At 41.6% G+C, this 11904-nt stretch carries 12 protein-coding genes; 5 read left to right on the top strand and 7 right to left on the bottom strand.

The genetic code is table 11. The features are described 5' to 3' along the window. Window positions 1-83: 83 nt before the first annotated feature. The 7 genes from KCX82_RS22535 to KCX82_RS22505 form a co-directional block, all read right to left on the bottom strand. Window positions 84-905: a Cof-type HAD-IIB family hydrolase gene (locus KCX82_RS22535; protein WP_227020690.1), complete on the bottom strand. Its 822-nt coding sequence runs from the start codon at window positions 903-905 to the stop codon at window positions 84-86. Window positions 906-977: 72 nt separating this feature from the next. After that, window positions 978-2267, bottom strand: a complete 1290-nt coding sequence (locus tag KCX82_RS22530) for an NAD(P)H-dependent oxidoreductase (RefSeq protein ID WP_227020689.1) — start codon at window positions 2265-2267, stop codon at window positions 978-980. A 187-nt stretch (window positions 2268-2454) separates the two neighbouring features. Continuing rightward, window positions 2455-2814, bottom strand: coding sequence for a PTS glucitol/sorbitol transporter subunit IIA (locus KCX82_RS22525; protein ID WP_227020688.1), 360 nt, complete (start codon window positions 2812-2814; stop codon window positions 2455-2457). Between the two features lie 78 nt (window positions 2815-2892). Continuing rightward, a complete protein-coding gene (gene srlE, locus KCX82_RS22520) occupies window positions 2893-3879 on the bottom strand; it encodes a PTS glucitol/sorbitol transporter subunit IIB (protein WP_227020687.1) in 987 nt (328 codons plus the stop codon). Between the two features lie 15 nt (window positions 3880-3894). Beyond that, window positions 3895-4428 (bottom strand): PTS glucitol/sorbitol transporter subunit IIC, encoded by a 534-nt coding sequence (gene srlA, locus KCX82_RS22515; protein WP_227020686.1) that lies wholly within the window; start codon window positions 4426-4428, stop codon window positions 3895-3897. A 111-nt stretch (window positions 4429-4539) separates the two neighbouring features. Further along, on the bottom strand, window positions 4540-4923 hold the full coding sequence (locus KCX82_RS22510) for a transcriptional regulator GutM (RefSeq protein ID WP_227020685.1): 384 nt from the start codon (window positions 4921-4923) through the stop codon (window positions 4540-4542). A gap of 67 nt (window positions 4924-4990) precedes the next feature. Beyond that, window positions 4991-5941 (bottom strand): sugar-binding transcriptional regulator, encoded by a 951-nt coding sequence (locus KCX82_RS22505; protein ID WP_227020684.1) that lies wholly within the window; start codon window positions 5939-5941, stop codon window positions 4991-4993. A gap of 378 nt (window positions 5942-6319) precedes the next feature. Between KCX82_RS22505 and lipB the strand changes: the two genes are divergently transcribed. The 5 genes from lipB to KCX82_RS22480 all read left to right on the top strand — a co-directional run bounded on the left by lipB (window position 6320) and on the right by KCX82_RS22480 (window position 11607). Then, window positions 6320-7045 (top strand): lipoyl(octanoyl) transferase LipB, encoded by a 726-nt coding sequence (gene lipB / locus KCX82_RS22500; RefSeq protein ID WP_227020683.1) that lies wholly within the window; start codon window positions 6320-6322, stop codon window positions 7043-7045. After that, entirely contained in the window at window positions 7017-7862 is an 846-nt protein-coding gene (gene lipA / locus KCX82_RS22495; protein WP_227020682.1) for a lipoyl synthase, read from the top strand. Before lipB ends, lipA begins: the two co-directional genes overlap by 29 nt. 237 nt (window positions 7863-8099) lie before the next feature. After that, the gene (locus KCX82_RS22490; RefSeq protein ID WP_227020681.1) at window positions 8100-9350 is read left to right on the top strand and encodes a 6-phosphofructokinase; all 1251 of its coding nucleotides are present in this window, start codon (window positions 8100-8102) and stop codon (window positions 9348-9350) included. Window positions 9351-9521: 171 nt separating this feature from the next. Beyond that, a complete protein-coding gene (locus KCX82_RS22485; RefSeq protein ID WP_227020680.1) occupies window positions 9522-10199 on the top strand; it encodes a response regulator transcription factor in 678 nt (225 codons plus the stop codon). 1 nt (window position 10200) lies between these two features. Further along, window positions 10201-11607, top strand: coding sequence for a sensor histidine kinase (locus tag KCX82_RS22480; protein ID WP_227020679.1), 1407 nt, complete (start codon window positions 10201-10203; stop codon window positions 11605-11607). Window positions 11608-11904: the final 297 nt, after the last annotated feature.

Below are 11904 nucleotides of genomic sequence, written 5' to 3'. Positions count from 1 at the left end.
AAATATGCCACCTTCTCTTCGAACAGCCTTGTATGCAGCATCTTTATATACATTTCTTTCAGTTTTTCTTTGTTGATCGTCATTTAATTTACCTCCTGCTCTTGACTTTCATTAAAAATGAATTTATTGATTGCGTAAGCCACACCGCTTTCATTGTTTGAAAATGTAACAAAGTCAGCTTCATTTTTAATGATTTCTTTTGCATTTGCAACTGCAATACCCAGACCGGCGCTTCTGATCATGGAAATGTCATTCTCACTGTCTCCAATGGCAATGACCTCCGGTGCCTCAATCCCGTACATCTCAGCAACCTTCAGCAAGGCAGCTCCTTTGGATGCTTTTTTATCAGTCACTTCCAAGAAAATTGGTTTGGAAAAAACAATATTCAATTCATCTCCGTACTTTTTCTGCAGCAAATCTTTGATCTCTTTCAACTTTTCCTGGTTGTCGCTCATCAACAGCTTTCCTGCCTGTGTGGTCTTGCTTAATTCCGCAAGGGAATCCACATAGTCTATTTCAATACGGTTCATCTGACTGTAAAACAGAGCCTGTTCCGAGGGATCTTGGCAAATCACTTTTTCACCGTTATAAAAATTGATGTGTACTTCAAAAGGTTCTATGTCTTTTATTAACTCCAGTGTCACGCTTTGTGCAATTGGAAAACCATCCACGAGCCGGTCATCCATAGGATCTTGGATATACGCTCCGTTCAGACTCACGGTAAGATTAGGCAATGCCAATTCTTTGATATACTGTTTCGTGGAAGAGTAGCTTCTTCCGGATACAATCACAACTTTTACGCCGGCCTTTTCTGCTCTTTGAATTGCAGCTTTATTTTTTTCGCTGATAACACCCTCATCATTTAAAAGGGTATCATCTAAATCTATTGCAATAAGTTTATACATGTTTTCCTCTCTAATGATACAGAGCACAAATTCCATTATCGACGAATCTGTGCTCTGTTGTTTACAAATTTATTAGAAGAATCGATCCTGGAGTTTTCTCAGCTGTACGATCAGGGAATTCTGATCAAGTTCTACCATATCGTAGGTGATCAGTTCGCCCTTTTTCACATCCTTCAGCAGTTTGGTTTTTTTGTTGATCAGTCCTAGCGGAACCGCGCCTATCTGCTTTGCAATATCAGCTTTTTCGAAGGTACCGTATACAGTGAATCCGCCGATTCCATCAAGCATCTCACCTGCCTTGAGGTCTTTTTTTGCAACAGTGATTGTTTCAGCAACCAATCCATAGGTTGGTACGATAGTGGGCTGATGATCCAGCACAGCTAATGCAGCGGAAAGTGGAGTTTCAAGGCTTGTCAAGTGGTAAGGTCTGTATAGCGCATAGTTTGGCCCTGAACCCATGCTGAGATATTCCATCTCATGCTTTATATCGGGCAGTTTGGTTGAAACTATGACGAAAACCCCTGGAGCAACACCGTTAATATAATCCACGATACCATACTGGTTTAAAATCCCGCCTTCTTCCTTTAGTCTGAAAATATCCGCTAATTCCTTTGCTGTACCCACAGCACCGTGACCACCGCGCACATCCGGAATAAAGCCTGTGGCATTTGCCATTGCGGTCATTTCAACCATGGTTTTGGTTCCGTCACTGAAAGCCGTCTGCATTTTCGGGCTGACTCCCCTGCCGGTTGCATATTCGTAGAGGCTGTCTGGATTGCATTCCAAGTCTACCGGATTGTTTTTTCCTTTTCCGACGGCTCTGACTTCAAATCCTAGCGCGTCAGCAAAATCGAAAAGCTCCATTACCGCTCCTGGTTCGTCCCCGGCAGAACCGGTATAGACGATGCCTGCATTATCTGCCAACTGCTTCAGATATGGTCCGATGACTACATCCGTCTCAACATTCAGCATAACAATATGTTTTTTATTGTTTATGCTGTCGACAGCAAACTTTGCACCAACTTCAGGAACTCCGGTTGCATCGATTGCAACCTGAACCAGGTTTGCTTTGGCAGCAATGTCCGCATCATCCGTGTAGATATATTTGCCCTGTTCCATCCAGCTGTTTGCCTCCGATATTGTCTTGACAAACTTAATATCATCTTCCTTTAATCCCGCATGCAAGTAGGCTGTCTTTGCAAGTTCCGGATTGATATCTACCACAATGGCGGGTTTCATACCCTTCATCAGCATCATCTGGCTGACCATGCCTCTTCCCATCTGCCCTGCACCGACGATGCTTGCTTGAATTTTTTCTCCTCTGCTTTCGAGAACAGCTAATTTTTTATTTATTCCCCACATATTCTTTGCCTTTCTATTTCTTAACTAAACTATAATTATTAACTCAACTTTCCCCCCGGGGAGCAAAAGCGAGATCCCTTGAAAATATTTTCCGGTTGAAGAAGTTAAGCGACTAACCTATTTATAAATAATTTATGAAACGAATTTCATTTGATAATTCGGTATTCTCCACTTTGCATTAGCCTTATCAAGTAAATATGATTTCCAGCATATCCCCGACTTTTATTTCGGGCAGCGCATCTCCCGAGAGTTCGATATGGCCAGGAAGTTCCACTTCCATTTTTCCTGTGAACTTGAACGTGCAATGACCCATTGTATAGAAGGTTTTGTTAGCTTCTTCCCCTACCGCAGTCACCATATAACTGCTATTTCCAATTGCGACAACATCGCCCACCTTAATATCCTGATCCAATTTACATTCTTTGTGCAGAACAGACAGTTCCGCTAATTCTCCAGGTGCATTGTCGTTAAATACAATGATCATGTTTTCTGTCAGAAAATCTAACGCCATCGGTCCCATACCGGTAATTTGAGATTTATAATCCATAAGAGTCTCCTTTAGCATTTAGCGGGTAGATGCCCGGCAAGAGCATCTACCCGTGTTTAGAGCATTAAGATTAGAGCATTAAGAATCGTACAGTCCAATACTGAACAAGAATGCAATGATAACGGAAAGAGGTCCTGTGATCAGTCTTGAGAACAGAACAGCCGGTACGCCGTACTCAATTGTTTCCGGTTCTGCTTCACCAAGGCTCAAACCAACCGGAACGAAGTCACATCCAACCTGAGGGTCAATAGCAAAGAGAGCCGGTAACGCATACTGAGGAGGTATGTTGCCTTTTCCAATTTCTACACCAACCAGCACACCTACAACCTGGGCAATAACGGCACCTGGTCCAAGCAACGGTGAAAGGAAAGGAAGTCCGCACACGATAGATATTCCTAACAATCCAGGCAGAGTTCCTGCAAATGGGGAGATGGTGTTGGCAATGATATCACCGATACCGGATGCACTGATAATACCGATTAACATTGACACAAATGCCACAAAGGGCAGAATATTTCTAATAACGGTATCGATGGTGTCTCTACCCGCCTGATAGAAGTCTCCCACAACTTTTCCGGTTCCTTTTCCAAGTCTTGTCAGGAAACCTGATTTTTGAGAATTGTCGTTGCTTGCAGTCTTAGCAGATTGCTTAGCTTCTGCCTTTGCCGGTGCTGCTTCTGCCTTTTGCGCTACTTCGCCTTCAAACAGTTCTATATTGTTTTCTTTCACACCGGATACATAAATATCCTCTTTAATAAAGCTTGCCAAAGGTCCTGACTGGCCAACGGGAGTCAGATTCACTGTATATACTCCTTTTTTCGGATAAACGCCGCATCTTGCAGTTCCGCCGCAATCAACCACTGCTACCGCGATCTCACTATCCGGTACGCCGGTAGTAAATCCATCTACTGCAATTCCGCCGGTCATTTCTGCAATTTTACGTGCTATGGGATCAATACCGCCACCAGTAATTGATACAATCTTATTTTTTGTTTCAGTTGGTTTAATGATGAGCGGTCCGCCCCATCCGCCGGTGCCTTTAGAGATTTTAACTGCGCTATACATGATTCTCCTACCTCCTTATGCTTTCACTTTGGATTGGCCTCTGCCAACCAGAACTGCGTAGATTCTCTCTGTAAGCAATCCTCTGATCAGTATGACCACTAAACCTACTATGAAGTATCTTATCGCAAGGTCACCCAAGGGCAGCCCCAGTGTTTGCAGCCCTGCAGCGATCCCCATGTAGACGAAAAGTTCCCCGGCATTGGCATGAGGGAAAAGTCCTGTGATTGGATGAACAAAGGATACGGCAGCATCGTAGAATGCCGGTTTGTATTTTTCATCCAAGAACTTTCCAAATGAGTAACACATTGGGTTAGTCAAAAAGAATACAGCCAGCACCGGAAAAATGGTGTATCTTGTGATGGCATACTTAGACGTCTTTGCCGCAAATCTCTCGACCTTTTCTTCTCCAATAAGTTTGATAAGTGCATTTACGAATGTGATAAGTACGATGAGTGTTGGCAGGATACCCGTCACCATTCCCATGAAGGTTTCTCCACCTGCCTGAAAAAGTCCAATAAAGCCCTGCGCTACTTTTGCTAAAATGTCCAATTGATTTCAACTCCTTTCAAATTTAGAAAAATTAAATTTGTTATTTTTGGTATCTATATCAATTCCATTTTCATGGCATATTTAACTTGCAACAGCGAGAAAGTATCCAACTCAGGAAGCCAATCTGGCTTCGAGGCCTTCAATGGCTTGAAGCAAAGGATCTGGCTTTGCAATTCCTTTTTTGTTATATTTCAAATTACATAATACCTTTTCTTTCAGTTCTTCCATTCCCACCCCAGCCAGCTCATGGACTTCTTTGAATCTGGCAAATACAGAGAACCCCTGCATTCTTTCGCATCGTATTACAATCCCCTTCTTATCAACAGCTAATAAAATGATATTTCCCGGAGTAATCCTCCCTTTTCTGATGCCAATTCCAACCATGCCGTACTGTTTCATTTCCCGTATTTTTTTATTGTAATTCTTGACTTGCGCAAAAGTGAAAAGTCCCTGTACAAATATCAATCCAAATACCACCAGAACCATTTTTTCCATTCCCATGCTATCAACCCTTTCAAATTAACATCCTTCTTGAGCCGAGCATCCTCCGGCAAGATGCTCATTACTGCTTTTCAAGCTCCACGCCATTGCTGTAGTTTGTAATCAGGACATTTATATATCCACCTTTTATCGCCCCCTTGATCGCTTCCAATTTGCTGGTCCCTCCAGCAACTGCAACGACAGTTTCAATTTTTTTCAGATTTTCCAAAGGATAACCGATGACTTTTTGGTTTGAATCAAAGTCCTTAGCTTCTCCGTCTGCGTTGTAGGATTGCATACAGATATCCCCTACAGCTTTCTTCTTTTTCATCAGTTCAATGTCTTTTTTATCATAATATCCCGTGGCCATCATGGTTGAATTTTGGTCTAAAAGAGCCCCTAAGCCAACCACAGCCACATTGACCTTCTTCATCATCTCCATCACGTGTTTAATTCCCAATTCCTCTTTGAAAGTCTTGATGAGACTTGGATCAGAAACCACGGCCGGCGCATGCAGCAGCATGTAGTTGCCGCCGAAAGCATTGGCGACTTCCATGACGATCTGATTTGGGTGAATCTCGATATTCGCCTGCCCGACACCACCCAGCAGTGGAACAAATGTGATTTTGCTATCTTTTCTACTGCTCACGAATTGGGGAATTTCTCTTAATGTAGTCCCCATGGACAAGCCCACAATATCTTTGGGCTTCAGTATCCGCTCCAAATAGGAAGCCGCTTCCTGTGCAAGTTCTTGTTTTTGGCTCACATCATCTGACTGGTCATTCACGATGATCACATTTTTCAATCCATATTTCAGTTCCAAAGTCTTTTCCAAATCACTGTAATCGTTCGTAAACGGACTGATGATCTGGATCTTAACGATACCCGCCTCCTTTGCATCCTTCAGAAGCCTGGAAATCGTAGGTCTTGAAAGGCCTAATTTTTTTGCAATCTCCTCCTGTTTTAAATCGTCAATATAATAAAGATTGCAGACTTTTACCATAAGTTTTTCGTTTCCAACATGCTTTATCATTTGTAAACCTCTTGTGACTCCTTCACTTTTACTTTTACATTTGTTCAGTACTATAAATTTTGTTCAGCAAATTTAACTTTATTATACCTTCGAAAAACAAATTGTCAACCCAATCTCTCAGAATTTTTATCGTTATTTAATTAACCATTTTGCTAGAAAAAACATTCTATATGGTTCGTTCAAATGTCATCATAATCATAAATCACTCACACAACGGATGGTTAAAAATTTAACTATCCGTTGCATATTGACAATTGAATATTGGGTCGTATAATTAGGGTGACTTTACTGAACATCATTTGATGCGCTGAAATATATAAATCCAATTCCTCCGATATCAAGGTGTAAAGCAAGGTAAATAAAATTAAGGTGTAAAATATGGGAACGAACAAACTTACAACTGTAAAATTGGGCCTGATGGGATATGAAGAAGCGCTGGCTTTACAGATGAAAATACAGAAGCTTGTATCATTAAATAGGCTCAGTCATATCTTACTGATTCTTGAACATCCACCCGTCATCACTATGGGCTCCGGTGCAAAGCTCGAGAACATTCTGGCTGATCCGGAGTTTCTGAAAGAGAAAGGCATCGAAATTTTTAAAACCGGCAGAGGCGGTGATGTCACTTATCATGGCCCCGGACAGATTGTCGGATATCCGATCCTAAACCTGAATGAACTTGGCAAAGATGTGAAAGCTTATGTTAGAAAATTAGAAGAGGTCACGATCCGGCTGTTGAAATCGGAGTATGGCATCGATGCCGGAAGAAACAGCGGCTTTACCGGTGTATGGGTCGGCAATGAGAAAATAACAGCCATCGGATGCAGCGTAAAACGCTGGGTTACCATGCACGGCTTTGCTTTCAATGTAAATACCGACATGGAGGGTTTCGCCTTGATTCATCCATGCGGAATTATTGACAAAGGAGTTACTTCATTGAAGAACATAATGGGAGTTACCCAGGATATGCAAAAAAATATGGATCTTGTGATAGATTTTTTTGGAAAAACTTTTCACTTAGAATGCGAAGCTATGGATTTGCAGATATTTTTAAATAAAATTAAGGAGTTAACTTATGAGTGTGAACAAACCGGATTGGCTTAAGATAAAATATGACGGCAGCGGTAGATTTGAAGAAATTGCAGAAATGATAAAGAGCCTTCAGCTGCATACTGTCTGCAAAGAAGCGAATTGCCCAAATGCCGTGGAATGCTTTTCAAAGAAAACAGCCACATTCATGATATTAGGCAATGTCTGTTCGAGAAACTGCAGGTTTTGCAATGTTTCAGAAGGCAAACCGCTCCCCGTAGACCCCTTGGAGCCGGCAAAAGTTGCAGATGCAGTAAGGAAGCTGGGTCTGAAATATGTGGTAATCACTTCTGTTACCAGAGATGATTTGCCCGACGGAGGCTCTTCTCAATTTGCCAATGTCATTCGTGAGCTGAAGGAAATATCGGAGGATATGGCCGTAGAAGTGTTGGCCCCTGATTTTCAAGGTGATCCGGAAGCGCTATCAAAGGTTGTGAATGCAAAACCAAAAGTGATCAATCACAATATCGAAACCATTGAAAGACTTTATGCACAGGTCAGGCCCCAGGCAGATTATCACCGGTCATTGGATTTTATCAGTAGAGTGAAAAAACTCGATCCTGCCATCTATTCCAAGTCAGGATTTATGGTAGGATTGGGTGAAAAAAAAGAAGAAGTAAAGAAATTGCTCCATGATCTATATGCGCATGGATGCGACATCGTAACGATAGGCCAGTATTTGGCACCGTCCGAGAAACATTTCCCCGTTCAGGAGTACGTCCATCCCGACGTATTTCAAATGTATAAGGAAATGGGTATGGAAATGGGATTCAAGTATGTTGCATCAGCCCCATTCGTAAGAAGCTCCTATCATGCCAGTGAAGCTTTTTAAAAAATATGAAATGGTTTCCTTTTGTGGAATTAATGTGAATTACGTATTGAAATTTGCAATTGGAATCCAACATTATCTGACATTCAAATTTCGTAAAATATCTTGCCATATTTTTTTCATGTGTTACAATGTTATCAATGAAACAGAAAACTTTTGGGTAAAAGCTGGGTAAAAGCTGTATAAAATGATTGAAAAAGTTATAAACTTCAATAGAGTTGATATTTAGGAGGTAACAAAATGACAAAATTAAAAGGCGCTTGTCTCATCGGTCAGTCAGGCGGACCCACATCAGTAATTAACGCCAGTGCGTTAGGCTGCATCGAAGCTGCTTTGCAGTCTGAATCCGTAACACGTGTTTACGGTGCCGCCAACGGAATTAAAGGTGTACTTGATGAACGTATTTACGATATGAACCAGGAAGATCCAAAGGAGCTGTCTTTAATGAAGTATACTCCCTCCTCGGTTCTCGGAACATGCAGATACAAATTGAAGGATTTTAAGGTAGATGACACAGACTATCAAAGAATTCTTGAGATTTTTAAAAAATATGATATTCGATTCTTCTTCTATAATGGCGGAAATGATTCTATGGATACCTGCAATAAGATCAGCAGCTTTTTGTCCCAACATGATTATGACTGCAAGGTAATCGGAATTCCGAAAACCATCGACAATGACCTTGCTGCTACAGATCACTGCCCAGGCTACGGAAGTGCCGCAAAATATGTGGCAACAACCTGTATGGAAGTATATAGAGATGCCAAGGTATACGGAACGGGTTCCATCACCGTTATTGAAGTTATGGGAAGAAATGCCGGCTGGCTTACCGCCGCTTCCGCTCTTGCAGGCTACAAGGATATGGGACCGGATCTGATCTATCTCCCTGAAGTTCCTTTTGATATGGATAAATTTATTGCTGACATTACCAAAGTGTACAATGAAAAGGGAGATGTTTTGGTAGCTGTATCCGAAGGTATTGTAGATAAGGACGGAAAATACATCTCCACCTATTTCACCGAGACTGCCAAGAGCACAGATGCATTTGGCCATGCCCAAATGGGCGGCCTTGCAAGCAACCTGGCCAATTTTGCCAATACCAAGCTCAATGCCAAGGTAAGAGGCATTGAGTTCGGCCTGATTCAGCGTTGTGCAGCACACGTTGCTTCCGCCACCGACATAGAAGAAGCTTATATGGCTGGTTTTGCAGCATTTAAAGCAGCGGAGGAAGGAATCACCGATAAAATGGTAGCCTTCGAAAGAGAAGCCGGCCCTGTATATTCCTGCAAGACGAAATTAGTCGATCTATCAGATGTTGCTAACTTTGAAAAGAAGGTTCCAAGAGAATGGATCAACGAAGAAGGCAATGGAATGAAACAGGAATTTATCGACTATGCCCTTCCTTTAATCCAGGGTGAAAGCGAAGTTCCAAAAGAGGACGGGCTGCCAAGATTTGCCAATCTCAAGAAAGTATTGACCACAGCTAAATAGGCTGTTTGACAACGATATTAAGAACTAATCACATTGAACATGTAATAGAGAAGCAAAAAAGACTGTTTAAACAGTCTTTTTTGTTATATACTCATATAGACTTCACCAAAGCATCACAAACTAGTTATATTCTAAATTTATAGCATGCATTTTTGTGAGGAGATGGTATAGATGTATAAAATATTAATCGTGGATGACGAACAGAAAATAAGAGAGGTTATCAAGGAGTATGCAGAGTTTAATGGTTATGAAGTGGCGGAGTCCGGCGACGGCATGTCCGCCATCGGTCTATGCAAACTGAATGATTTCGATCTCATTATTATGGATATTATGATGCCGAAGCTGGACGGCTTCTCTACCTGCAAGGAAATTAAAAAGATTAAGGATATTCCCATTATTATGCTTTCCGCCAGAGGCGAAGAATACGATAAGCTCTTCGGTTTCGAATTGGGAATTGACGACTATATCGTAAAGCCTTTCAGTCCGAAAGAGCTGATGGCCAGAGTGAACGTCGTGTTATCCAGAAGACACAATATAGCTTCCGCCCACACGGAGATCCTGAAATTCGGAGGGCTGGAAATCAACATTCCTGCCCGTACCGTTACTGTAGACGGTGTGAAGGCAGATTTGACGCCAAAAGAGTATGAACTGCTCTTTTATCTGGTACAAAACAGAAATATCGCACTATCCCGGGATAAGTTGTTATCCGATGTTTGGGGTTATGATTTCTTCGGAGACGACAGAACCATAGATACTCATATCAAAAACCTTCGGAACAACCTCGGAGATTATCGGGATTATATCGTCACATTAAGAGGGGTTGGATACAAATTTGAAGCTCAGGATTGATTTGAAAAGCTTAAAATTTAAAATTTGGATCTATTTTGCAGTATTCGCAGCATTGCTTATGCTGATTTTGTGGTTTCTTCAGATTTTCTTTTTAAATACCTATTATCAGGAAATGAAGATTTCTCAGACCAAAAAAATTGCAAGAACGATCATGGCAGAATACGGACGGGACGATCTGATCGAAAATATATCTGCGCTTTCTTATAAAAACGATATGTACATCCATATCGAAACCAGCGACGGAACGATCATTTTCACACCGGGGGAAGACGACAAGCGAACAGGAGCCGTCGGACCTGCCCTGGCATTCATGAAGGAAATGTCCAAGGTAAGAAATAAACTTTTGAAAAATCAGTCCAATACGGTTTCCATTATTTTGCCGGAACCCAGATCCAACATGAACACGCTGGCTTACGGAGCATTTCTTGACAGGACTCCCGGCGAAGAGGTTATCCTGTATATCTTTTCACCACTTTACCCTGTGGAATCTACTGTAGATATTCTGGCAAGCCAATTGGTATATGTGACCATCATATCCCTGCTTCTCGCTTTTGCATTATCTTTCCTGATATCCAACAAACTTACAAGGCCTATCGTCAATATCACCAAGTCGGCTTCCAAACTGGCAAAGGGGGATTACGGCGTCATTTTTGAAGGAGGCTACTATTCGGAAATCAATCAGCTCGCAGATACTTTGAACCATACATCAAAAGAGTTGGCAAAGGCCGACAATCTGCAAAAGGACTTGATTGCCAACGTGTCCCACGATTTGAGAACGCCCCTGACCATGGTAAAATCCTATGCTGAAATGATCCGTGATTTATCGGGCGATAATCCGGAAAAAAGGAATTCCCACCTTCAGGTCATTATTGACGAGGCAGACCGGCTGAACCTTTTGGTCAGCGACCTGCTGCAGATTTCCAAAATGCAGTCCGGCGTAGAATCTCTCCATATTTCTACTTTCAATATGAAAGATACCATTTTGAGTATTTTAAACTCATATCACATCTTATCGGAGCAGGAAGGCTATTGTCTATGCTTCCAATGTGACCGTGATATCTTTGTGACCGGCGATGAATCCAGAATCAAGCAAGTCATCTCAAATCTTGTAAACAATGCTGTGAGATATTGCGGGGAAGATAAGAAGGTTACCATTTCACTGACAGAAATGACGGATTATATACGATGTGAAGTTACGGATACCGGAAAGGGAATCCCTGAGAGTGAATTGGAACATATTTGGGAAAGGTATTACAAGGCCAGCACAAACCACAGCAGGAACAAGTCCTCCGGAACAGGTCTTGGCCTATCCATCGTCAAGGAAATCCTGCTTCTCCACCATGCTCGGTTTGGTGTGAACAGTGTGGTAGATCAGGGGAGTACGTTCTGGTTTGAATTGCAAAAATAATATTTATTAGTTAGTCAAATTTCATTTATTAGTATTTAAACCGAATCATTCAACTGCCAGATCGAAGTAGTTGAGTTTTGACAAGCCAAAGGTCTGACTTTGTATCACGAAAATACTCACAGGTTTCTAATGATATGGTCTCGATTCGTTATTTTTAACCCCAAAAACAAACGGTATCCCTAATCGGTGTTTTTGGGTTATAGCAAAACTTGAATGCCATCATTAAAAATAACATTATCTTCATCCTATATCATTGACGAAACCTGTTCGGATATTTTCTTAAATCCAAAGTTCAGC

The sequence above is a fragment of the Sinanaerobacter chloroacetimidivorans genome, from assembly GCF_018128545.1.
GTDB lineage: Bacteria > Bacillota > Clostridia > Peptostreptococcales > Anaerovoracaceae > Sinanaerobacter > Sinanaerobacter chloroacetimidivorans.
This window is presented reverse-complemented; position numbering and strand designations above follow the sequence as displayed.